Genomic DNA, 21559 nt, shown 5'->3' with positions numbered 1-21559 from the left:
GGTGTTCGAACAGCTCAAGGTGGTCGGCCCGCCGGTCGCAGCGGCGACGCTCGCACTGACCCTGCTCACCGGCTGGACGGCGGTCGGCGGGGCCGGCGGACCCCGGCCGGTGGCGGCCGGCGCCGGCTGGGTGCTGCTGCCCACGGCCGGCGCGGTCTCGGCGACGGCGGCCTTCTTCACGGTCCGCAACCCGGGCGACATCCCGGACGAACTGACCGGCGCCAGCTGGGAGTTCGGCGGCCCGATTACCCTGAAGCGACACCTCCACCAGGGCGCGGCGGGCCGCTGGGAACCGGTCGCCGCCCTGCCGGTGCCCGCCCGGGGCGAACTGGCGATGTCCCCCGAGGACGCCGACCTGATGATCGCCGCCCCGCCCTCGCTGAAGCCCGGCCAGTGGGTGGGCTTCACCCTCACCTTTCGGCACAGCCCCCCGCTGCGGCTGGTCGCCCGGGTGCTGCCGCCGGGCGCGCGGCCGCGCTGAGGCCGGGCGGCAAAACGGGCGGCAGAACGGGCAACGGACTGGGCCGGGCGCCGGGTCGGGTGAACCCCGGCGGTGCCGGGCCCCGTTGGAGACAGTGGTGGGCGGCCCGTGTGTGGGGCGCGGCCGCACACCACTTTCACGCGGGCGGGCCACCGCCCAGGGGCCGACCGAGCGCGTCCCGGGCCGGCCGGGTGTGACCGCGCCGGCCGTACGTCGCGCGCGCGTGAGCCCATGCGTCAGCCCGTACGTCGCCCGTGCGTCAGCCGTGCGGGACGACCGCGACCGGCGCCTCGGCGTGGTGCAGCGCCGCGTGCGCGACCCGGCCGAGCCGGGGGCCGGGCTCGATCGGGCGGCGGCGCCGGCCGGCCACGACCAGGGCGGCCCCGGCGGAGGTCTCCACCAGGCGCGGGCGGCGCCGAGCCGGGTCGGCGGGCCCGAACCGACCCTGCCGGCAGGGTCGTTGGCGGTGAGGTGGGGTCGCCCTGTGCCTGGGTGGCGCTCAAGGACGCACTCCTTCGGAACGTCGTGCGAATGATGACGCTCCGTGATCCGAACGCACCGCCACCGCACCGCCGCCGCACCGCCGCCGCATCCCAGGGCCCTTGGGCCCGCCCGACCGGGGCCGCTGGGCCCGAGTCCCGGCCCGCGGCGGGACCTCCCGACCGGGCCCCAAGCGCGCCGTCGCGCTCGCTCAGCCCGCCAGCCGGGCGATCTGGCCGCGCTCCAATGCCGCGTACACCGCGCCGTCCGGGCCGACGGCGATCCCGTGCGGCTCGGCGCCCGGGCCTGGGATCGGGTACCCGTCCAGCCGCCCGTCCTGGGTCAGCACCCCGATCCGGCCGGCGCCCCACTCGGTGAACCAGAGCCGCCCGTCGGGGCCGGCGGCGATCGCGTGCGGCTTGGCGGCCCGGTCGGCCAGCGGGTACTCGGCCACCTGTCCGTCCACCGTGATCCGCCCGACCAGCCCGCCGCCGATGCCCACGTACCAGAGCGCGCCGTCCGCCCCGGCTGTGATCCCGACCGGCGCGGTGCCCTCGGTGGGCAGCCGGTGGACGGTCACCTCGCCCTCGACGCCCACCCGGGCGATGGCGTTCGCCTGGTTGAGCGTGCACCACAGCGCGCCGTCCGCCCCGGCGGTGATCAGCGACGGGAAGGCCCCGGCCAGCGGCAGCGGGAACTCCGTCACCTCCCCGTCCACGGTGATCCGCCCCACCCGGTCGGCACTCAACTCGGTGAACCAGAGCGCCCCGTCCGGCCCGGCGGTGATCCCGTACGGCCCGGCGTTCTCCGTCGGCACCCCGTACGAGCCCACCTCGCCGTCCACCGTGATCCGCCCGATCCGGTGGTCCCGCATCCGGCTGAACCACAAGGCCCCGTCCGGCCCCACGGTGATCACCGAGGGCCCGCACCCCGGCGCCCCCAGCCCGAACCGCTCCACCGAGCCGTCCGCCGACAGCCGCCCGATCTCCCCGGCATGCACCAGCGTGAACCACACGCCCCCGTCGGGCCCCACCGCGACCCCGTACGGCCCGGCCCCTGCCTCGGCCACCTCGAACAGTTCCATCCACACCCCTTAAACGCTATTGCGACTGGCGTCGCATTAGTGATGCTCGCACGTCCGCCCCTCCCAGGGCAACAGGCTTATTCGGGGGCGGTCACCAGGCCCCTGAGCACCGAGATCACTCCGCTGCCCGCCGCGCAGACCGGGACGGCCAGGAGGGCGCCGATGATGCCCGCGATGCCGGAGCCCGCGACCACGGCGACCATGATCGTCGCCGGGTGCAGCTCGACCGTGCGGCTCTGGATGACCGGCTGCAGGATGTTGCCCTCGATCATCTGGACCGTCAGCACCACGCCGAGCGCCCACAGCGCCGTCCCGAGGCCGCCGTCGGCGAGGGCGACCAGCACGGCCACCGTGCCGGACAGGAAGGCCCCGACGAAGGGGATGTAGGCACCCATGAAGACCAGCGCGCCGAGGCCCGGCGCACCGGGGACTCCGAGGGCGAGCAGGCCGGTGGTGATGAAGCCGGCGTCGATCAGGGCGATCAGGGTGGTGCCGCGCATGAAGCCGGCCATCGCCTCGAAGGCACGCACGGCGCAGGTGATCACGGTGTCGGCGCTGCGCCCGGGCAGGTAGGAGCGGATGGCGTCGCCGGTGCGGTGGCCGTCGCGGAGGAAGAAGAAGACCAGGGCCAGCGCCAGCACCCCGCCGGTGATCAGCTGGGTGAGCAGGCCCAGGCCCGAGAGCACGCCGTTGGTGAGCGTGGAGACCAGCGAGTTGGTCTCGCCCTTGGCGTTGGTCAGGGCGTGCTGGATCCTCTCCCCGAACGGGCCCAGCCAGTCGGCCAGCCGTTTGCCGGCCGCCGGAAGCGAGGCGGCGATGTGCGGGGCGCTGTGCACCAGGGAGTTGACCAGCAGCACGATCACTCCGACCACCGCCGCGACCAGCACGATGCAGGTCAGCCCGGCCGCCAGGCTTCGGCTCGCGCCCCGGCGGACCAGCCAGGGCACCACGGGGTGCAGCAGCGCGGCCCCGAGCAGCGCCAGGACGAACGGCACGGTCGCCGCCCGCAGCTCGACCAGGGCGAAGACCACCAGTGAGGCGACGGCGATCAGCAGGATCACCGCCACCGACCAGGCCGCCGCCGCCCGAACGGCCGGCGGCAGCATCAGGTACGGCCTGCGGTGGTCGGGCTGCCCACCGGGCGGGCGCTCCACGGACACGGCCACCTCCGCCGGGGATCGTCGTTGAGTCCGAACCGGCCCATCTCAGCAGAGAATCTGACGGTCTGCCCGTTTTGCGGCTAAGCGGGCGCCTCGATCCGCACCACCCCGCCCGCGCCCCCGCCCGCACCCGCACCAGCACCCGCGAAGGCCAGCACCCGCCGCGCCTCCGCCTCCGCCGCCTCCCGGTCGGCCCGCGCCAGCCGGACGAACGGCTGGACGACGACCTCCTGCTCCCCCGTCAGCCGCCACGTCCCGGCGACCAGCCCGTCCACCAGCAGGGTGCCGAGCACGAGCCCGTTCCGGGTCATCACCCGCCCCTTGTACTCCTCCGGCAGCACCCGGCCGCGGTCGGCGTGCGAGAGCAGCAGGTTGTCGAACGGCGCGACCAGCCGTACCGGCGCCGGGACGTCCGGCTCCGGCCGGGGCGCCTCCGGCAGGTCGTACAGCAGCCGGCCCCGCTCGTCCCGGAAGGTCAGCAGCCGCGGCGCGAGCCGCCCCAGCACCGGGCTGAGCCCAGTGAGCCCGCACCACTTCCTGAGGTCCGCCGCGTCGGCCGGGCCGAAGGCCGCCAGGTAGCGCAGCACCAGCCGGTCCAGCGCGGGTGCGGGGTCCATCGGGCGGCCGAGCCAGGCCTCGGCGGTAGTGTGCGCGGCCGGGCCGCTGCGCCCCCACAGGCCGCGCGGCGGCACCTGCACCAGCGGCAGCAGGCACCGCGCCGCCTGGGCGAGCGCGGCCGGGTCGCGGTCCGGGCGGCTCGCGGCGAGCAGCGCGCCGAGCTGCTGGAAGGTGCGCGGCTCCGCCTCGACCAGCGCCCGGGCCTCGGCCGCCAGCGCGTCGAGGTCCAGCCCGGCCAGCCGCTTGCCGTAGGTGGTGCGCAGCGCCTGGTCCAGGACGGGCTGGAGCAGCGGGCGCAGCGTCCGGCAGTCCTCGGCGGTGACCAGGTGGATGGTGCCGCGCTGGAGGGCGATCCGGACGACCGCCCGCTGTTCGATCAGCGTGCTCAGCCGCTCCGGGGAGAAGGCGTCCAGCCGGGAGAGCAGCCCGAGGTAGGGCGGCTGGGGTACGGCCTGGGCCTGGAGCCCGCCGAGGTGGTGGATGACCTCAAAGGGCTCCAGGTCGGTGCGGGCGAGCAGGTGCTGACGGGCCAGCAGGGCCCGGCCGAGCGCCCGGGTGCTGAGCACCGTCACCGGCGGCCGTCCAGCACCGAGCGCAACAGGGAGATCCGGTTGGTGGTGATGGAGTGGACCCCGGTGTCGTGCAGCCGGCGCATGGTGCGCCGCAGGTCGGCCGTCCAGGTGGAGACGGCGAGCCCGGCGTCCGCCGCGGCGCCGACGAACTCGGGGGTGACCAGGCCGAACGGCGGGTTGAGGAAGGCCGGGCGCAGGTCCTTCAGCAGCGCGGGCGCGGGCATCCGGGGCTGCTTCCAGGTGAGCGCGATGGAGGCGTCCGGGGTGAGTTCGCGCACCGCGAGCATGGCGGTGACGGGGCCGCAGAAGGCGACCAGCCGTTCGGCGCCGAGCCCGGTGACAACGGACCAGGTGGCGGCGGCCGGGCCGGGCTCGTCCAGGTCGATCAGCAGCCGGGGGCCGTTCGCGGCCGCGACGCTCTTGACCGCCTCGGCGAGGGTGGGGATCGCCAGGTCGCCCCGGCGCAGCTCGTCCAGCTGCTCGACGGTGACCCGGTCGATGGAGCGCGGGTCGCCCCAGAGCCGCTCCAGGGTGCGGTCGTGCAGCAGCACCGGCACCTTGTCGCGGGTGAGCTGGACGTCCACCTCGACGGCGTCGGCCCCGGCGGCGAGCGCGGACTCGACCGAGGGCAGGGTGTTCTCCCGGTAGCGGTACGGGTCGCCGCGGTGGGCGACGGCGAGCACCGGGCGACGGTCGGCGGGGGCGGGCACGGAGGCGGTGCGGGCGAGACTCATCGAATCAGTCCAGAAAGCCAGGGTCGGGTGAAGGACAGGGCTAGCGTCGTTCGATCATCACATTGGTGGACTTGATGACCGCCGTGGCCGGTGCGCCGGGGACCAGGTTCAGCTCCTCCGCCGACTCCCGGCTGATCAGCGACACCACCCGGAAGGGCCCGGCCTGCACCTCCACCTGGGCGGCCACGTCGCCGAGCCGCACGTCGGTGACGATCCCGGGGAAGCGGTTGCGGGCGGAGGACGGGCGGCCCTCGGCCTCGGCGACCTCCGGCCGGGCCAGCTCGCGAGCGAAGGCGGCGAGCTCGGCGCCGGGGATGATCCGGTGCCCGTGCTCGTCCCGCACGGCGGCGATCTTCCCGGCGTCCACCCAGCGCCGCATGGTGTCCGAGCTGACGCCGAGCAGCGCCGCGGCCTCGCCGATGCGGTACGGGTTGACCGGCACCCCGGGCTGGCCCATGTGCGACTCCTGACGATGGTTCGAGGTACGGAGGTACGCGCCCCCGGCCGCCATCCTGCCGTACCGGGGACACTGACGGGAAACTCCCCTACGGCTCGCCGAACAGGTCCCGGCGGACCGCGTCGCCCGCGGTGAGGACGGCCCCGGCGAGCACCGCGCCGCCACCCGCCGTACCGGCCCGCACCTCGGTGCGCAGCGGGGAGAACCCGGCGAGGCGCCGTTCCACCCGTCCGGCCAGTTCGGCGCCGCCGGCCCGGCCGGTCTCGCCGCCGAGCACCACGCAGCCGGGGTCGAGCACGACGCAGACGCCGGCCGCGCCGAGCGCGATCCGCTCGGCCAGCTCGTCCAGGAACGGTTCACCCCGCGCCCCGGCGGCCAGCGCGGCACGCACGGCGCCCTCGGCGGCGCCCGCGTCCCCCGCCGGGTCGGCGGGCAGCCCGTGGGCGCGGGCGAGTTCGCAGACGGCGGCACTGCCGACCAGCCCGTGGAAGCCGCCCTCGCAGCTGTCGGCGCTGGGCAGGCCGTCGGTGCCGGGGACGGGCAGGAAGCAGATCTCGCCGGTGCCGCCGGAGAAGCCGCGGCGCAGCCGCCCGTCCAGGATGACGGCGGCGCCGACGCTGTGGCCGAGCCACATCAGCACGAAGGTGTCGCGGTCCCGGGCGGCGCCGACCCGGTACTCGGCCCGGCCGGCCAGGTTGACCTCGTTTTCCAGGATCACCTCGGTGTCGGGCAACTCCCGTAGTGCGGCGAGGAGTTCGGCGTGCCAGCGGGGGAGCTTTCCGGTGCTGTGCAGGCGACCGGTGGCGGGGTCGACCAGGCCGGGGGCGCCGACCGCGACGGTGTGCAGGCGCTCGACGCCGGCGCCGCGCGCGCTCTCCCGCAGGGTGGCGACGATCGCCCCGGCGGTGTCGGGCGCGCCGTCGCCCTCGACCGGGACCTCGGCGGTGGCGAGGGTGCGTCCGGCCAGGTCCGCGACGACCAGGCTGACGCCGCCGGAGCGGACGTCGAAGGCGGCGATGTGGGCGCGGGAGGCGACCAGGGCGTAGAGCCTGGCGTTGGGGCCACGCCGCTGCTCGCCGCGTTCGCCGACGACGGCGACCAGGCCGGTGCGCTGGAGGCGGTCGAGCAGGTCGGCGACGGTCGGCCGGGACAGGCCGGTGAGGTCGCGCAGCTCGGTCGCGGTCAGCGGGCCCTGTTCGAGCAGGAGGTTGAGCGCCAGCCGGTCGTTGATCGCCCGGGCGGTGCTCGGCGTGGCCGTACGCGCGGTGGTCATGGCAGCTCATCCTTCCAGAGTGTTTCTATCAGGGTCCCTTCCTGATAATTTATCGAACCATCCGCCGGACGGCCTCGTCCGCCGCGCGGACCGATCGGCCTGCACGTAGACCACCCACAGGGCACCGTCGCGCCCCGCTCCGCGCGACCGGGAGGGAAGCCGTATGACCGTCAAGACACTCGAACCACTGGAGGCCCCGCGGCGGGCCCGGGCGAGCATCGCGCTGGTCTTCGCCGTGCACGGCGCCGTCGGCGGCACCTTCGTCACCCGCATCCCGTGGATCCAGGACCGGCTGGACCTCTCCCCCGGCCAGCTCGGACTGGCGCTCGTCATGCCCGCCGTCGGCTCCTCCCTCGCGATGCCGCTGGCCGGACGCCTCGTCCACCGCTACGGCGGCCGGGCGGCGATGCGCGGGCTGATCTCGCTCTGGTGCCTGGCCCTCACCCTGCCCGCGCTCGCCCCCGCACTACCGGTGCTGTGCGCGGTGCTGCTGGTGTACGGCGCCACGGCGGGCATGGCGGACGTCGCGATGAACGCCCAGGGCGTGGAGATCGAGCAGCGGCTCGGCCGCTCGATCATGTCCGGGCTGCACGGGATGTGGAGCGCGGGCGGCCTGCTGGCCTCCGGCTTCGGCATCCTGGCCGCCCACCTCGACCTCGACGCCCGGCTCCAGCTGGCCGTCACCGCACTCGTCCTGCTCGCCCTCGCCCAGCCCGTCTGCCGGGGCTTGCCCGACCTGCGGGCGCCCGAGGAGGCGCAGGCGCCGCCGCGCTTCGCACTGCCGCCGCGCAGCTCGCTGGTGATCGGACTGGTCGGCTTCTGCGCGGTGTTCGGCGAGGGCGCCTCGATGGACTGGAGCGGCGTCTACCTGAAGGACGTCACCGGCTCCTCCGCCACCGTCGCGGCCGCCTCCTACACCGCCTTCTCGCTCACCATGGCGGTCAGCCGGCTCGTCGGGGACGCGGTGATCCGCCGCCTCGGCGCCGTCCGCACCACCCGGCTGGGCGGGGCGATCGCCACCGTCGGCGCGGTGCTGGTGGTGGCCGCCGACCACCCGGCGGTGGCCATCCCGGGCTTCGCACTGATCGGCGTCGGCGTCGCGGTGATCGTCCCGCTCGCCTTCGCCGCCGCCGGACGGATCGGCGGCAACCCCAGCCAGGCCATCGCGGGCGTCGCCACCGTCACCTACACCTCCGGACTGATCGCCCCCGCCGTGATCGGCGCCCTCGCCCAGGCCACCTCGCTGACCGTCTCCTTCGGCCTGGTCACCCTGCTCGCCTTCGCCCTGCTGCTGAGCGCCGGGGCACTGCGCCGGGCCGAACCGGATTTCACCGCCGGAAACACGACCGCGATGCCACCGGAGGGCACTGCCGGAAAGGATCTCTCCGCCCGGAGGTGACGACCGCGGTCGGCGGGCTCGTTCCGGCGGACGACAGCGGACAGCAGGAGCCCTTCCGCCTTCTCCCGGCACACCGCCGCCCTGGCCCCGCCTGCGCGGCCAGGTACGCCGCCGAAACGAGGAGGAACCCCGAGAACGCCCACACGATGCCACCCCCTCCGGTCAGGTCACCCCGGTGTGGGGACGCCCGCGCCGCAGGGCGACTCCCCTGCCGCGCCGACCGGTTCACGGCTGGTTCAGGTAGGTGAGCACGGCCCGCACCCGACGGTTGGTGTCCTCGTCGTCGGCGATGCCGAGCTTGCCGAACATCGAGGTGGTGTACTTGCTGATCGCGCTGTCGCTGAGGAACAGCCGCCGCCCGATGGCCTGGTTGGACAGCCCCTCGGCCATCAGGCCCAGCACCTCGTACTCGCGCTCGGTGAGCTGGCTGAGCCCCCGCTCCGGCGGGCTCGCCGACAGCAGCTTGGCGATGACGGCCGGGTCCATCGCCGTCCCGCCGGCCGCGACCCGCTCCAGCGAGCCGATGAACTGGTCGGCGTCGAACACGCTCTCCTTGAGCAGGTAGCCGACCCCGCCGGAGCCGTCGGCCAGCAACTCCCGCGCGTACAGCTGCTCCACGTGCTGGGAGAGGATCAGCACCGGCAGCCCGGGCAGCTCCTGGCGCGCGGCCAGCGCCGCCCGCAGGCCCTCGTCCGACTGGGTCGGCGGCATCCGGACGTCGACCACGGACGCGTCCGGGCGGTGGGAGAGCAGCGCTTCGAGCGTCTCGGGCCCGGTGGAGGCGGTGGCCACCACCTCGTGCCCGCACGCCTCGATCAGACGGACCATCCCGTCGCGCAGCAGGTAGAGGTCTTCGGCTACGAGGATTCGCATGGCACCGTCATCCTGACATGGGTCGGTCCGCCGGGCGGACTGGTGATCTCCAGAGTTCCGTCGAAGGCGCCGAGGCGTCGGCGCAGGCCCGCGAGCCCGCCGCCGGGCCGTTCCCGGACGCCGCCCGAGCCGTCGTCCTCGACCTCGACGACGAGTCCGAGCTCGTCCTGACGGAAGGTCACGCCCGCCCGGGTCGCCCTGCCGTGCTTGAGGGCGTTGGTCAGCAGCTCGGCGACGCCGAAGTAGACGGCGGACTCGATCGGCGTGTCCACCCGCACCGGGGCCTCGGCCTCGACGGTCACCGTGAGGCGAAGGTCCAGCGCCAGGGCCCGCACCGCGTCGACCAGTCCGCGCTCGGTCAGCACCGGCGGGCTGATCCCCTGGATCAGCCCTCGCAGTTCGGCCAGCGAGGCCTTCGCCCCGGCCTGCGCGTCCCGCATCAGCGCCTTGGCCTGCTCCGGGTCACGCTCCACCAGCCGCTGCGCGGTCGACAGCGAGAGCCCGAGCGCCACCAGCCGGGCCTGCGCCCCGTCGTGCAGGTCCCGCTCGATCCGGCGGATCTCGGCGGCCTGGGCGACCGTCGCGTCCGCGCGCTGGGCGGTCAGCTCCGCCACCCGCTCCGCCAGCGCCATCGCCGCCGTGGGACGCAGGAAGCGCACGGCCACCGGCGTCACCACCCGCCAGGCGTACGGGGCGCAGCCGACGGCGAGCACCGCGCCGAGCGCCCCGACCAGCCGGGCCGCGGGCCCGGGCCGGCCGAGCCCCATCACCGCCGCGGCCACCCCGGCGGGCGGCAGCGCGGCGACCAGGCCCGCGGTGAACGGCGCGATCACGACGAACCGCAGGTCGCGCAGGTTGGCGGGGTCGCGCCAGCGGATCCGCCAGTGCTGGTCCGTCAGGGCGTCGCGGCGGGTCTTCTCGTAGCCGAAGCCGTTCCACCAGAACCCGGTGGACATCCGGACCACCGGCGGGGCCTGCCGGTACCCGGCGTCGAGCACGGTGCCGTCCCACCGCGCGACCAGGGAACGCACGGCCCGGCACACCGGGCGGCCCAGCGCCAGGGTGCCCGCGCACACCAGCACCACCGGCAGCAGCCAGGACCACGGGTTCGCCTGCCCCCAGTGGACCCCGAGCGCCACCGCGCCCGCCCACACCGCCGGGACCGGCAGGGTCACGGCCGCGACCACGCACGCCCGGCCGAACCCCACCGCGGCCCCCGCCGCCCACGCCCCCGCTCGCCCCATGGCCACCCTTCCTCGCCTTCCGTCGGTGCTCCCCACTGTGCACCGCGCGGAGACCGCGTCCGCCCCGTTCGGGCGGGGAGTGTGGCCAGCCCCACCCGACCGTGCGTCCAGCCGGACACCGGCACCCCCGACCCGGCCGCAGCAAGATCCCCGACCGACATCATGACGAGTGCGATCACCGGCGTCGACCCTCACCCGGGCGAACCGGCGGACCGGCGGACCGGCCCTGCCCGACAGACCGGCCGGGCCGGGGCACCGGTTAGGCTCGGGCCGTGTCCGAAGCCCTGACGACCTCCCCCCTGCCGAGCGTCACCGAGCCCGGTCCCGAGCATCCGGCCCGTTCGGCCCGTTCGGCCTGGTGGCGGTTCGGTCTGCTGGTGCTGCTGCTAGGGGCGTGCGCCGGGTCGCTGCTGCTGTGGAGCCCGACGGACCTGCTCTCCGGCGGCCTGGCGGACCGCATGCCCGGCTACTGGTTCGCACCGCTGTTCACCCTCGTCTACGCGGTCGGCACGCTCGCCTTCGTCCCGCGCCCCGCGCTGAACGCCGTCGCCGGACTGCTGCTGGGCATCCAGCAGGGCGTGCTGCTCGCCGTGCTCGGCACCACCCTGGGCGCGGCGATGGCCTTCGCCCTGGGCCGCGGCCTCGGCCGGGAGGCGCTGAAGCCCTACCTGCGCGGCAAGGTGCTGGGCGCCCTCGACCAGCGCTTCACCGAGCAGGGCTTCCGCAGCGTCCTGGTGCTGCGGCTGCTGCCCGGCCTGCCGTTCCAGGCCGGCAACTACGGCGCGGCCTTCTCCGGGGTCCGTTTCCTCCCCTTCCTCCTCGCCACCGCGATCGGCGTGGTGCCCACCACCGCCGTCTACGTCACCGCCGCCGCCAGCGCGGACCAGCCGGGCTCGGCGGCGTTCCTGGTCTCCGCCGGGGTGATCGCCCTGCTGGTGATCGGCAGCCTGGTCGGCCTCTGGCGCGCGGCCGCGGCCCGCCGCCGGGCACTGAGAACCGGTTGACCCAGGGGCCGGCTGACAAATCGGTCGCGCCGCCGCGCCGCCGGGGCCACGATGGCCGGCATGACCGAACTCAACCCGCGGGTGGACCCGCCGATGGCCGCCGACGAGGCCGCCATGCTCACCTCCTGGCTCGACTACCACCGCAGCACCCTCGCCCTCAAGTGCGAGGGCCTGACCGACGACCAGCTGCGACTGCGCTCCGTCCCGCCGTCCACGCTGTCCCTGCTCGGCCTCGTGCGGCACATGGCCGAGGTGGAGCGGCACTGGTTCCAGGGCGTCCTGCGCGGCGAGGAGGTCGCCACCGGCCACTACTGGACCGAGCAGGACCCGGACGGCGACTTCGACAACGTCGACACCGCCGACGTCGCCGCCGACTTCGCCGTCTGGCGCGCCGAGATCGCGGCCGCCCGCGAGGCCTCGGCCGGCCTGCCGCTGGACACCGTCGGCAAGCGGCTGCGCCACGACCGGGAAGTGACGCTCCGCTGGATCCTCGTCCACATGATCGAGGAGTACGCGCGACACAACGGCCACGCGGATCTTCTGCGCGAACTGGTGGACGGCTCCACCGGCGAATGAAATCGTTTCCGCATTGTTGACAGAAGGTCAATTAAGCCGTGACCGCTACCGATATGGTCTACGCGCGCAACCGTACGGAGCTGCGCCGCGTCGCTTCCTTTGCCCGGTCCGCCCGGGTTTCCGGCGCGGCACGACTCGTACGGGGGTCGCGAGCGGGCACGGGACCGGTGAACAGTGCGATACTCGGACAGTTCCGACGAGTGGATGACGTGTCAAGAAGGACACGCGCCCCCGGGGGACCAGGACGGGACGAGGCAGGGAGGCGCGGCATGGGAGCACTTCGCGACGAGCACCACAACGGGTGGCTGATGCCCTCGGGGAACTACCCAGCCGCTGTGTACGACGACGAGTGGGTGGATCAGGAGACGGTTCCCGCCGTCCCCGCGCCCGCGAAGATCGTCTCCCTGCGGCCGACGGGCTTCGAGGCGGCGCGCACGGTCGGCGAGCACATCCGGGCGAGCACCCCGGTGGTCATGGACCTCACCGAGATGGAGGAGGCGGAGGCCAAGCGCATGGTCGACTTCGCCTCCGGTCTGGTCTTCGGCACCCGGGGCGGCATCGAGCGGATCGCCCGCCGGGTCTTCCTGCTCACCCCGGCGGACGTCGAGGTCATGGTGATCGACCGCCCGCTCGACGAGACCGGGTTCTACAACCAGAGCTGAGCCGGCCGTACGGCCACCCAGCGCCCCGACCGGGGACGGCATACCCGCCGTCCCCGGTTTTTGCTGCCCGGGGCCGGGGTGGCGTGGATCATATGAGACGACGGAACTAATTTTGAGACATTGGTGTCTCAAATCGTCTAGACTCGATGCATGGCCACCGACCGCGACACCGTCCTCGAAGCCGCCGTCGGCGTGCTCTCCCGCCGCCCCACCGCCCACATGGACGAGATCGCCCGAGCGGCGGGCATCAGCCGCGCCACCCTGCACCGGCTGTTCCCGGGGCGCGAGGTGCTGATCCGCGAGGTCGGCCGACTCGGCCTGGAGCGCTTCGCCGCCGCCCTGGACACCGCCGCGACCGAGGAGGGCGGCGCCGAGGCCGCGCTGCGCCGCCTGGTGGACGCCTCCGTCCCCGACGCCATGCTCTGCGCCTTCCTGGCCGGCGAGAACCAGCTCTACGACCACGACGACATCAACGACCTCTGGGAGGTCCAGATCGCCCGGCTGCACGCGCTCTTCCTGCGCGGACAGCAGCAGGGCGTCTTCCGGATCGAACTGAGCGCCGCCTGGCTGAGCGAGGCCTTCTTCGACCTCGTCGCCGGCATCGGCTGGGCCATCCAGGACGGCCGGCTCGCCCCGCGCGAGGCCGCCTTCTCCCTCGCCGAACTGTTCCTCGGCGGTGCGCTGCGCCGGCCGGGCACCCCCGCCCCCGCAGCTCCCATCCCCATGGGCCCGACCCACAGCACCTCGGACCGGAAACCGGAAACCGATATCCCATGAGCTCTACAGCTCCCGCCCTTCTGACCGCCCGCCAGCGCTGGACCGGCCTCGCCGTCCTGGTGCTGGCCGTCACCGTGGTCGCCCTGGACGCGACCGTGCTGTCCCTCGCCATCCCGTCCATCAGCGAGACGCTGCGCCCCAGCGGCACCCAGCTGCTCTGGATCGGCGACTCCTACTCCTTCGTGCTGGCCGGCCTGCTGGTCAGCATGGGCGCGCTGAGCGACCGGATCGGCCGCAAGAAGCTGCTGCTGTCCGGCGCCACCGCCTTCGGCGCCGCCTCGCTGCTGGCCGCCTACGCGCCGAGCCCGGGCTGGCTGATCCTGGCCCGCGCGCTGCTCGGCGTCGCCGGGGCGACGATCATGCCCTCCACCCTGTCGCTGATCCGCAGCCTGTTCCCGGACGACCGGGAGCGGGCCACCGCGATCGGCATCTGGGGCGCGGCCGCCACCGCCGGCGCCGCGCTCGGGCCGGTGGTCGGCGGGGTGCTGCTGGAGCACTTCTGGTGGGGTTCGGTGTTCCTGCTGAACATCCCGGTCCTGCTCCTGCTGCTGATGTCCGGCGCCTGGCTGCTGCCGGAGTCCAGGGACCCGAAGCCGGGCCGCTGGGACGTGCTGAGCGTCGCGCTGTCGATGGCCGGTGTGATCGGCGTGGTGTACGCGGTCAAGGAGGGCGCCGCGCACGGCCTCGCCCGCTGGGACGTCCCGGTCACCTTCCTCCTGGGCGCCGCCGCGCTGACCGGCTTCGTCCGCCGCCAGCTGCGGCTGGAGACCCCGCTGCTGGACGTCCGGCTGTTCCGCGACCGGCGGTTCACCGCCGCCGTCACCGCCTCGTTGATCTCCCTGGTGGGCCTGAGCGGCGTGATCTTCGTGGTCTCGCAGTACCTCCAGCTGGTCCGCGGCTACGGACCGCTCCAGGCGGGCCTGGCGGAGCTGCCGGCCTTCGCCGGCTCGGTGGTCGGCGGTCTGCTGACCGCCCGGATCGCCCGGCGCTTCGGCGTCCGCAAGGCACTGGCGGCCAGTCTGCTCGCCATGGGTCTGGCCGCGGGCGTGCTGGGCTGGCTGCAGCAGGACACCACCTACCTGCTGCTGGCCGTCTCGTTCCTGCTGACCGGCACGGCCGAGGGCGTGGTCTACACGCTCGGCGCCGACCTGGTGCTGAGCGCCGCGCCCGCCGACAAGGCCGGGGCCGCCTCGGCGGCCTCCGAGACGGCGTACGAGCTGGGCACCGCGCTCGGCATCGCGCTGGTCGGTTCGGTGGTCGGCTCGATCTACGCGAACGGGCTGTCCGTACCGGCCGGGGCCTCCGCGGAGACGGCGGCCGAGGCCGGTGAGTCGCTCGGTTCGGCCGTGGAGGCGGCGCACGGGCTGCCGGCCGAGGTGGCCGAGCCGCTGCTGGCGAGCGCCAAGGACGCCTTCGTGCACGGCATGAACAGCGCCGGGCTGGTCGCCGGGGTGCTGCTGGTGGGCGCGGCCGTCCTGGCCTGGCGACTGCTGCGCGGGCTGTCCGCCCCGACGGCTGCCGAGCCGGCCGAGCCGGCCGAGGTCGCCGAGCCGCAGAAGATCGACGCGTAGGAACGCGAACGAGAACGGCCGTTTCCATCCGGGAACGGTCGTTCTCGCCTTCGGAACGCCCGTTCCCGAGGGCCTGCGGACACGCCTCAGGACGCCCCGAAGGGCAGCTCCAGCTCGGCCCAGACCACCTTGCCGTCCCGGGTGAGCCGGCTGCCCCAGCGCTGGGCCAGTTCGCTGACCAGGAACATCCCGCGCCCGCCCTCGTCCTGCTCGGCGAAGGGGCGCAGCTGCGGGGTCTGGCCGCCGGCGTCGGAGACCTCGACGGTCAGCACCCGGTCGCGGAACAGCCGCAGTCGGCGCGGTGCCTCGGCGTGCAGCAGGGCGTTCGTGACCAGCTCGCTGACCATGAGTTCGGCGTAGTCGGACAGCGCGCCCAGGCCCCAGCCCTCCAGGGTGGCGCGGGTGAAGCGGCGGGCCCTGCCGGGCAGCGTTCCGCCGCCGGTGAGCGGGAGGGTGGCGATCCGGTCGGCGGCCACCGGCAGCGCCCGCGCCATGATCATCGCGATGTCGTCCTCGGTGCCGTCGGTGACCAGCGCGCCGAGGACGGCGTCGCTGCTCTCCTCCAGCGTCCGGCCGGTCCGGGACAGGGTGCGGGCGAGCAGGTCGATGCCGTCGTCCAGGTCCTGGCCGCGCCGCTCGACCAGGCCGTCGGTGTAGAGGGCGAGCATGCCGCCCTCGGGGAGGCTGAACTCGATCGACTCGAAGGCGACCCCGCCGACGCCCAGCGGCACGCCGGGCGGCACCTCGATCGTGCGGGCGGTGCCGTCGGTGTCGACCCACACCGGCGGCAGGTGCCCGGCCGAGGCGACCTGGACGGTGCGCTCCAGCGGGTCGTAGACCGCGCATATGCAGGTGGCGAACTGGCTCTCGCCGATGCCCGAGGCGGTCTCGTCCAGCCGGGTGAGGACCTGCTCGGGCGGCATGTCCAGGGTGGCCAGGGTGCGGGCGACGGTGCGCAGCTGGCCCATGGTGGCGGCGGCCCGGATGCCGTGGCCCATCACGTCGCCGACAACCAGCGCGACCCGGCCGCAGGACAGCGGCACCACGTCGAACCAGTCGCCGCCGACCTCGCTGACCACGCTGCTGGGCAGGTAGCGGTAGGCGATCTCCAGGCCGAGGGTGCGGTGGATCTCCTGCGGCAGCAGGCTGCGCTGCAGGGTGAGGGCGGTCTCCCGCTCGCGCCGGTAGAGCCGGGCGTTGTCGAGTGCCAGCGCGGTGCGGGCGACCAGTTCCTCGGCGAGCGCGACGTCGGCGTCGGTGAACGGCTCGGGGTTGCGCATCCGGATGAACTCGGAGCCGCCGAGCACCATGCCCCGGGCGGTGATCGGCACCATCAGGTACGAGTGGATGCCGGCCGCCATTCCGGGGGCGACCCGGTCCTCGCTGGACACCAGTCCGCGCAGCACCTCCTCGTCCACGTGGGCGCGCAGCAGCGGCCGCCCGCTGCGCAGGCACTGGGTGTAACTGCGGTCGGGGGCGTACTCGGAGGTCTCGCCGACGACATCCACAGCGTGCGCGAGGCCGGACTCGTAGCTCTCCCCGACGGCGACGGCGCGCAGGGTGACGGGCCGGTCGGAGGGGATCGCGGTGGGCTCGGCGCCGCGCAGGACGGGTTCCAGCAGGTCGACGGTGGCGAAGTCGGCGAACCGGGGGACGACGGCCTCGATCAGTTCCTCTGCGGTGCGCTTGAGGTCGAGGGTGGTGCCGATCCGGGCGGTGGCCTCGGCGATGGTGGCGAGCCGTTCCTGGGCGCGGGAGGCGCGGGCCTCGGCCTGGAAGCGCTCGGTGACGTCGATGATCGAGGAGGCGACGCCGAAGACCTTGCCGGTGGAGTCCTCCAGCCGGAAGTAGGAGGCGGACCAGGCGCGGTCCCGCTTGGGGTCGCCGGGGACGCGGCCGTGCGAGCGGGCGTCCACCACGGGCTTGCCGGTCTTGAGCACCTGTCTCATGATCTGCTCGATCTCGGCGGTGTTGATCCCGGGCAGCACCGCGGATATCCGGCGGCCGAGGTGGGCGGCGACCGGAACACCGTTCATCTTGGCGAGGGCCGCGTTGATCCGGACGAAGCGCAGGTCGGTGTCGTAGACGGCCATGCCGATCGGTGAGCGGCCGAAGATGCCGTCCAGCACGGCCAGGTCGGCCTCGACGGCGTGGAGGGCGCGGGTGTCGGAGGCGGTGGCGAGCAGCAGCAGGGTGCCGTTCGGGCCGGCGATCGGGTAGGTGCGGAACTCCAGTTCGACCCGGTGGCCGTCGCGGTGGCGGACCCGGAAGACGAAGGAGGTACCGGTGCCCGCCATGATCCGCTGGAAGATGCCGAGCACCTCGGGGCGGTCGGTGTCGTCGGTGAGCAGCTGGGCGGCGTAGCTGCCGACGGCCTCCTCGGCGGTGTAGCCGAGCAGGGCCTCGGCATCATCGCTCCAGTGCAGGATCAGGCCGTCGCTCTGGAGCAGGGCCGTCGCGAGCGGGACCAGGCGATGGCCCTCCGGGCGCGCGGAGGCGCCGCCCGGTGCGAGGCCGGCGGCGTCGGTCGCGTCCCACTCGTGTCCGTGCATTCAGGCAGCACCCCGGTTCTGCTCGTGCCCGGCCGGGTGGGCCTCGCGGTCCGTGCCGGCCGTGGTTCTTCTCCAGACTGCACGGACATCGGCCGCCCGGCGACCCCTTGGTGAGGGGTGTCCGGCCGCTCCGGTTGTACGGGCGTCATGGGCGTACCGGGCGCAGCGTACTCTCCAGAAGGCCCGCCCACTGCCGGATCACTCCGGAACGTCGAACACTGTCGTCGGTCAGCAGGTTGGCCAGGCCCAGTCCGCGGGCGAGGTCGAGGGTGGCCTGTACCGATTCGCGCACGCCCGGGCGCGTCTCGTCGGCTCCGAGGAACTCCACGGCGGCCCGGTGGGCCTCCCGGCCGACCCGGCCCTCCAGGGCGACGATCCGCTCGCGCAGGGCCTCCTCGGTGGCGGCGGCGGTCCACAGGTGCAGGGCGGCGCGGAAGTCCGGGCCGGTGTAGAGGCGGACGATCATGTCGACCACGGCCCGGGTGCGGTCGGGGCCGGCGGCCGGCAGGTCGTCCGCGTGGGCGCGGACGGCTGCCAGCCGCTCGGCGGTGACGTACTCGACGGCCGCGGTGAAGAGGTCCTCCCGGGTCGGGAAGTGGTGCTGGGCTGCGCCCCGGGAGACGCCGGCCCGCTCGGCGACCACGGCGACGGTGGAGCCCTGCCAGCCGAGCTCGGCCAGGCAGTCCACGGCGGCCGCGAGCAGCCGGGCCCGGGTCGCGCGGCTGCGGTCCTGCTGGGGGGTGCGGACGGCGGGGTGGCTGGTCATGGCGGGCGGCAGTTCCTGTATCGATGGGGTCTGTTCCGGTCGGGGCGCGGCGGGTCGATCCTCACAGACGAGCCGCGGTCTTCGCCGGTCAGGGCCCCCGTTCAGCTCGCCGCCTCGGTCCGTGCGGCCTCGCGGGCGCGCAGTTCGCGGCGGAGGATCTTGCCGGCTGCGGACTTGGGGACGGCGTCGACGAACTCCACCGCGCGGACCTTCTTGTACGGGGCGACCTGCCCGGCCACGTAGCCGGTGACCTCCTCGGCGGTCAGGGCACTGCCGGGGGCGCGGACCACGAAGGCCTTGGGGCACTCGGTGCCGTCGGCGTCCGGGACGCCGATCACGGCGGCGTCGGTGATCTGCGGGTGGCCGAGCAGCACGGCCTCCAGCTCGGCGGGGGCGACCTGGTACCCCTTGTACTTGATCAGCTCCTTGACCCGGTCGACGATGTGCAGGTAGCCGCGCTCGTCCACGCAGCCGATGTCGCCGGTGTGCAGCCAGCCCTCGGCGTCGATCACGGCGGCGGTGTCGGAGGGGCGGCCGAAGTAGCCCTTCATCACCTGGGGGCCGCGGATCCACAGCTCGCCGCGCTCGCCGGCGCCGAGGTCCCGGCCGCTGCCGTCCAGGGCGGTGACCCGCAGTTCGGTGGAGGGGACCATCCGGCCGACCGAGCCGGGTGAGGGGTCGTGGTCGGTCGGGGAGACCACGTGGGTGACCGGGGACAGCTCGGTCATGCCGTAGCCCTGGAGCAGGTGCGGCAGGCCCAGGCGCCGGGCGCAGGCCTCGGCGAGGGCCTGGTCCAGCGGGGCGGCCGCGCACAGCAGGTACTCGACGGAGGAGAGGTCGAAGCCGTCCACCACCGGGTGTTTGGCCAGGGCGAGGGCGATCGGCGGGGCCACCACCAGGGCCTGTACCCGGTGCTGTTCGATCGCGCGGCAGAACTGCTCCAGGTCGAAGCGGGGCAGGACGACCACGGTGGCGCCGCACCGCAGCGGCTGGTTGAGCAGGGCCGCCAGGCCGTAGATGTGGAAGAACGGCAGCACGGCGAGCACCCGTTCGCCCACGGCGGGGCGGTAGAGGGCGTCGGTCTGGGCGAGGTTGGTGGCGATCGAGCGGTGGGTGAGCATCACGCCCTTGGGCAGGCCGGTGGTGCCGCTGGAGTAGGGCAGCACGGCGATGTCCTCGCCCGGGTCGATCGCGGTCTCGGGGGCGGGGCCGGTGGCGGCGAGCAGGTCGGCGAGCGAGCGGTGGCCGTCGGCGCCGTCCAGCACGATGATCTCGGTCAGCGGGCGGCCGTCGGCGGCGAGCTGTTCGGCGGCCGAACGGGCGGTCGACAGGAACGGGGAGACGGTGATCAGCCAGCGGGCGCCGCTGTCGCGGAGCTGTCCGGCCAGTTCGACGGGGGTGGACAGCGAGGACACCGTGGTGACGGTGGCGCCGGCCCGGGTGGCGCCGTAGTAGGCCATCGGATAGACGATCGAGTTGGGACTGAACAGGGCCACCACGTCGCCCTTGCGCACCCCTGCTCCGGCCAGTCCGGCGGCGACCCGTTCGACCGAGGCGGCGAGCCGCGCGTAGCTGACCTGCTCCCCGGTGAGGCCGTCGATCAGGGCCGGCCGCTCGCCGTACTCGGCGGCGGAGCCGAGCACCGCGTCGTGGATCGGCAGGTCGATCACGGGGACGTCCGGGAATTCACTTCGGAACACCAAGGTGAGCCTCCAGCAAGGAAGTTGATGCAGCAACAAAACCGGTGACGGCGTCGGTACGGGGCGCGCTCAGGAGCATACGGACAGTCAGGGGAGTCGCTGGTCCATTGTGAGGAACCGGGGGTGGAGCGCGCGTGGCAAAGTTGCTACCGGGGGCGCCCTTCCGGACGGGCACTACACGCTCGAATGGACGTTCTCGGGCGAGAACGGCACGGCGACGCAGAAGTTTTCGAGGTCTCCTGCGCCACCTCCTCGCCGCCGCCCTCGCCGTCGCCTTTCGCCCTCCCCCTCCCGCTCGCCCTCGCCGTCCGGTTCACCCTCGCACCCGAGTCCAACACCGTGGTGTTCGCCCGCCTGAGCGCCGTGCGGTGCCCCGGGCCGGGGCGGCGGCGCCTCAGGACGGTCAGTACGACTTGGGCAGGCCCAGGGTGTGCTGGGCCACGTAGTTGAGCACCATCTCCCGGCTGACCGGCGCGACCCGGCCGACCCGGGTGGCCGCGAGCAGCGCGCCCAGCCCGTACTCCTGGGTGAGGCCGTTGCCCCCGAGGGTCTGCACCGCCTGGTCGACGGTACGGGCGGCGGCCTCCCCGGCGGCGTACTTGGCCATGTTGGCGGCCTCCCCGGCGGCCAGGTCCTCCCCCGCGTCGTAGAGCAGCCCGGCCTTCTGGGTCATCAGCCGGGCCAGCTCGATCTCCACCGCGCACTGGGCCAGCGGGTGGGCCAGACCCTGGTGGGCGCCGATCGGGGTGGACCAGACGGTCCGGGTCCTCGCGTACTCGACCGCCTTGCCGAGGGCCTGGCGGGCCAGGCCGAGCGAGAAGGCGGCGGTGAGGATCCGCTCCGGGTTGAGGCCCGCGAACAGCTGGAGCAGGCCGGCGTTCTCGTCACCGACCAGGGCGTCGGCGGGCAGCCGGACGTCGTCCAGGAAGACCTGGAACTGCTTCTCCGGGGCAACGAGCTCCATCGGGATCGCCCGGTACTCGAAGCCGGGGGTGTCCCGCGGGACGACGAACAGGCACGGCTTGAGCTTGCCGGTGCGTGCGTCCTCGGTACGGGCGACGAACAGCACGGCGTCCGAGTGGTCGATGCCGGAGACGAACACCTTGCGGCCGGTCAGCAGCCAGTCCTCGCCGTCCCGGCGGGCGACGGTGGAGATCCGGTGCGAGTTGGAGCCGGCGTCCGGCTCGGTGATGCCGAAGGCCATCTTGCGACTGCCGTCGGCCAGTCCGGGCAGCCAGCGCCGCTTCTGCTCCTCGGTGCCGTAGCGGGCTATCACCGTGCCGCAGATCGCCGGGGAGACGATCAGCAGCAGCAGCGGGCAGCCGGCGGTGCCGAGTTCCTCCAGGACGATGGCGAGGTCGGTGATGCCGCCGCCTCCGCCGCCGTACTCGGCGGGCAGGTTGACGCCCAGGTAGCCGGCCTTGCCGGCCTCCGCCCACAGTTCCTCGGCGGGCTCGCCGGCCCGGGCCTTGGCGAGGTAGTAGGCGGAGCCGTAGCGGCGGCCGAGGTCGCCGACGGCCTGGCGCAGGGCCTTGCGTTCGGGGGTTTCGAGGAGCTGACTGCCGATGGCGGACAT

At 74.2% G+C, this 21559-nt stretch carries 20 protein-coding genes; 7 read left to right on the top strand and 13 right to left on the bottom strand.

Annotation, left to right across the window (positions count from 1 at the left end; genetic code table 11):
• The first annotated feature begins 1 nt into the window (after position 1).
• Complete coding sequence (locus tag ACZ3UD_RS20955; RefSeq protein ID WP_465589543.1) at positions 2-481, top strand: copper chaperone PCu(A)C; 480 nt, start codon at positions 2-4, stop codon at positions 479-481.
• Between the two features lie 259 nt (positions 482-740).
• Here ACZ3UD_RS20955 and ACZ3UD_RS20950 read toward each other — a convergent pair whose 3' ends face one another.
• The 7 genes from ACZ3UD_RS20950 to ACZ3UD_RS20920 all read right to left on the bottom strand — a co-directional run bounded on the left by ACZ3UD_RS20950 (position 741) and on the right by ACZ3UD_RS20920 (position 6859).
• Positions 741-881 (bottom strand): universal stress protein, encoded by a 141-nt coding sequence (locus ACZ3UD_RS20950; protein WP_465589541.1) that lies wholly within the window; start codon positions 879-881, stop codon positions 741-743.
• Between the two features lie 291 nt (positions 882-1172).
• On the bottom strand, positions 1173-2045 hold the full coding sequence (locus ACZ3UD_RS20945) for a Vgb family protein (protein ID WP_465589538.1): 873 nt from the start codon (positions 2043-2045) through the stop codon (positions 1173-1175).
• A 77-nt stretch (positions 2046-2122) separates the two neighbouring features.
• Positions 2123-3205: an AI-2E family transporter gene (locus ACZ3UD_RS20940; protein WP_465589535.1), complete on the bottom strand. Its 1083-nt coding sequence runs from the start codon at positions 3203-3205 to the stop codon at positions 2123-2125.
• An 80-nt stretch (positions 3206-3285) separates the two neighbouring features.
• Positions 3286-4395 carry a winged helix DNA-binding domain-containing protein gene (locus ACZ3UD_RS20935; protein ID WP_465589532.1) on the bottom strand — a complete coding sequence of 370 codons (1110 nt, stop codon included), beginning with the start codon at positions 4393-4395 and terminating at the stop codon, positions 3286-3288.
• On the bottom strand, positions 4392-5129 hold the full coding sequence (locus ACZ3UD_RS20930) for a glycerophosphodiester phosphodiesterase (protein ID WP_465589529.1): 738 nt from the start codon (positions 5127-5129) through the stop codon (positions 4392-4394). The genes ACZ3UD_RS20935 and ACZ3UD_RS20930 overlap by 4 nt, the downstream gene beginning before the upstream one ends.
• A 40-nt stretch (positions 5130-5169) precedes the next feature.
• Positions 5170-5586: a TOBE domain-containing protein gene (locus ACZ3UD_RS20925; protein ID WP_465589526.1), complete on the bottom strand. Its 417-nt coding sequence runs from the start codon at positions 5584-5586 to the stop codon at positions 5170-5172.
• A gap of 88 nt (positions 5587-5674) precedes the next feature.
• Positions 5675-6859: an ROK family transcriptional regulator gene (locus ACZ3UD_RS20920; protein WP_465589523.1), complete on the bottom strand. Its 1185-nt coding sequence runs from the start codon at positions 6857-6859 to the stop codon at positions 5675-5677.
• 163 nt (positions 6860-7022) lie between these two features.
• On the opposite strand from ACZ3UD_RS20920, the gene ACZ3UD_RS20915 reads away from it, so the two are divergent.
• Positions 7023-8258: an MFS transporter gene (locus ACZ3UD_RS20915; RefSeq protein ID WP_465589519.1), complete on the top strand. Its 1236-nt coding sequence runs from the start codon at positions 7023-7025 to the stop codon at positions 8256-8258.
• Positions 8259-8483: 225 nt separating this feature from the next.
• Here the strand turns inward: ACZ3UD_RS20915 and ACZ3UD_RS20910 are convergent, their stop codons facing one another.
• Positions 8484-9131 carry a response regulator transcription factor gene (locus ACZ3UD_RS20910; protein WP_465589516.1) on the bottom strand — a complete coding sequence of 216 codons (648 nt, stop codon included), beginning with the start codon at positions 9129-9131 and terminating at the stop codon, positions 8484-8486.
• Positions 9116-10375: a sensor histidine kinase gene (locus ACZ3UD_RS20905; RefSeq protein WP_465589513.1), complete on the bottom strand. Its 1260-nt coding sequence runs from the start codon at positions 10373-10375 to the stop codon at positions 9116-9118. Before ACZ3UD_RS20905 ends, ACZ3UD_RS20910 begins: the two co-directional genes overlap by 16 nt.
• 272 nt (positions 10376-10647) lie before the next feature.
• On the opposite strand from ACZ3UD_RS20905, the gene ACZ3UD_RS20900 reads away from it, so the two are divergent.
• The 5 genes from ACZ3UD_RS20900 to ACZ3UD_RS20880 all read left to right on the top strand — a co-directional run bounded on the left by ACZ3UD_RS20900 (position 10648) and on the right by ACZ3UD_RS20880 (position 14965).
• Complete coding sequence (locus ACZ3UD_RS20900; RefSeq protein WP_465589510.1) at positions 10648-11379, top strand: TVP38/TMEM64 family protein; 732 nt, start codon at positions 10648-10650, stop codon at positions 11377-11379.
• A 60-nt stretch (positions 11380-11439) separates the two neighbouring features.
• Positions 11440-11955 (top strand): DinB family protein, encoded by a 516-nt coding sequence (locus tag ACZ3UD_RS20895; RefSeq protein WP_465589507.1) that lies wholly within the window; start codon positions 11440-11442, stop codon positions 11953-11955.
• Positions 11956-12224: 269 nt separating this feature from the next.
• The gene (locus ACZ3UD_RS20890) at positions 12225-12617 is read left to right on the top strand and encodes a cell division protein SepF (RefSeq protein WP_465589504.1); all 393 of its coding nucleotides are present in this window, start codon (positions 12225-12227) and stop codon (positions 12615-12617) included.
• A gap of 150 nt (positions 12618-12767) precedes the next feature.
• On the top strand, positions 12768-13394 hold the full coding sequence (locus tag ACZ3UD_RS20885) for a TetR/AcrR family transcriptional regulator (RefSeq protein ID WP_465589502.1): 627 nt from the start codon (positions 12768-12770) through the stop codon (positions 13392-13394).
• Positions 13391-14965 carry an MFS transporter gene (locus tag ACZ3UD_RS20880; RefSeq protein WP_465589499.1) on the top strand — a complete coding sequence of 525 codons (1575 nt, stop codon included), beginning with the start codon at positions 13391-13393 and terminating at the stop codon, positions 14963-14965. Before ACZ3UD_RS20885 ends, ACZ3UD_RS20880 begins: the two co-directional genes overlap by 4 nt.
• An 86-nt stretch (positions 14966-15051) precedes the next feature.
• Here ACZ3UD_RS20880 and ACZ3UD_RS20875 read toward each other — a convergent pair whose 3' ends face one another.
• The 4 genes from ACZ3UD_RS20875 to ACZ3UD_RS20860 form a co-directional block, all read right to left on the bottom strand.
• On the bottom strand, positions 15052-17517 hold the full coding sequence (locus ACZ3UD_RS20875; protein WP_465589497.1) for a SpoIIE family protein phosphatase: 2466 nt from the start codon (positions 17515-17517) through the stop codon (positions 15052-15054).
• A 145-nt stretch (positions 17518-17662) separates the two neighbouring features.
• On the bottom strand, positions 17663-18283 hold the full coding sequence (locus ACZ3UD_RS20870) for a TetR/AcrR family transcriptional regulator (protein ID WP_465589494.1): 621 nt from the start codon (positions 18281-18283) through the stop codon (positions 17663-17665).
• Positions 18284-18384: 101 nt separating this feature from the next.
• Positions 18385-19986 carry a 4-coumarate--CoA ligase family protein gene (locus tag ACZ3UD_RS20865; RefSeq protein ID WP_465589491.1) on the bottom strand — a complete coding sequence of 534 codons (1602 nt, stop codon included), beginning with the start codon at positions 19984-19986 and terminating at the stop codon, positions 18385-18387.
• 400 nt (positions 19987-20386) lie between these two features.
• Positions 20387-21559 (bottom strand): acyl-CoA dehydrogenase family protein, encoded by a 1173-nt coding sequence (locus ACZ3UD_RS20860; protein WP_465589488.1) that lies wholly within the window; start codon positions 21557-21559, stop codon positions 20387-20389.

Source organism: Kitasatospora sp. NPDC023118 (assembly GCF_055560875.1).
Note: the sequence above shows the minus strand (reverse complement) of the source record. Positions and strands in the feature narration are given on the sequence as shown.

Excerpts from the sequence above, each read along its gene's own strand:
- ACZ3UD_RS20860 (WP_465589488.1), bottom strand. The coding sequence starts at position 21,559 with ATGTCCGCCATCGGCAGTCAGCTCCTCGAAACCCCCGAACGCAAGGCC.
- ACZ3UD_RS20870 (WP_465589494.1), bottom strand. The coding sequence starts at position 18,283 with ATGACCAGCCACCCCGCCGTCCGCACCCCCCAGCAGGACCGCAGCCGC.
- ACZ3UD_RS20925 (WP_465589526.1), bottom strand. The coding sequence starts at position 5,586 with ATGGGCCAGCCCGGGGTGCCGGTCAACCCGTACCGCATCGGCGAGGCC.
- ACZ3UD_RS20930 (WP_465589529.1), bottom strand. The coding sequence starts at position 5,129 with ATGAGTCTCGCCCGCACCGCCTCCGTGCCCGCCCCCGCCGACCGTCGC.
- ACZ3UD_RS20895 (WP_465589507.1), top strand. The coding sequence starts at position 11,440 with ATGACCGAACTCAACCCGCGGGTGGACCCGCCGATGGCCGCCGACGAG.
- ACZ3UD_RS20910 (WP_465589516.1), bottom strand. The coding sequence starts at position 9,131 with ATGCGAATCCTCGTAGCCGAAGACCTCTACCTGCTGCGCGACGGGATG.
- ACZ3UD_RS20885 (WP_465589502.1), top strand. The coding sequence starts at position 12,768 with ATGGCCACCGACCGCGACACCGTCCTCGAAGCCGCCGTCGGCGTGCTC.
- ACZ3UD_RS20875 (WP_465589497.1), bottom strand. The coding sequence starts at position 17,517 with ATGCACGGACACGAGTGGGACGCGACCGACGCCGCCGGCCTCGCACCG.
- ACZ3UD_RS20880 (WP_465589499.1), top strand. The coding sequence starts at position 13,391 with ATGAGCTCTACAGCTCCCGCCCTTCTGACCGCCCGCCAGCGCTGGACC.
- ACZ3UD_RS20905 (WP_465589513.1), bottom strand. The coding sequence starts at position 10,375 with ATGGGGCGAGCGGGGGCGTGGGCGGCGGGGGCCGCGGTGGGGTTCGGC.
- ACZ3UD_RS20945 (WP_465589538.1), bottom strand. The coding sequence starts at position 2,045 with ATGGAACTGTTCGAGGTGGCCGAGGCAGGGGCCGGGCCGTACGGGGTC.
- ACZ3UD_RS20920 (WP_465589523.1), bottom strand. The coding sequence starts at position 6,859 with ATGACCACCGCGCGTACGGCCACGCCGAGCACCGCCCGGGCGATCAAC.
- ACZ3UD_RS20915 (WP_465589519.1), top strand. The coding sequence starts at position 7,023 with ATGACCGTCAAGACACTCGAACCACTGGAGGCCCCGCGGCGGGCCCGG.
- ACZ3UD_RS20890 (WP_465589504.1), top strand. The coding sequence starts at position 12,225 with ATGGGAGCACTTCGCGACGAGCACCACAACGGGTGGCTGATGCCCTCG.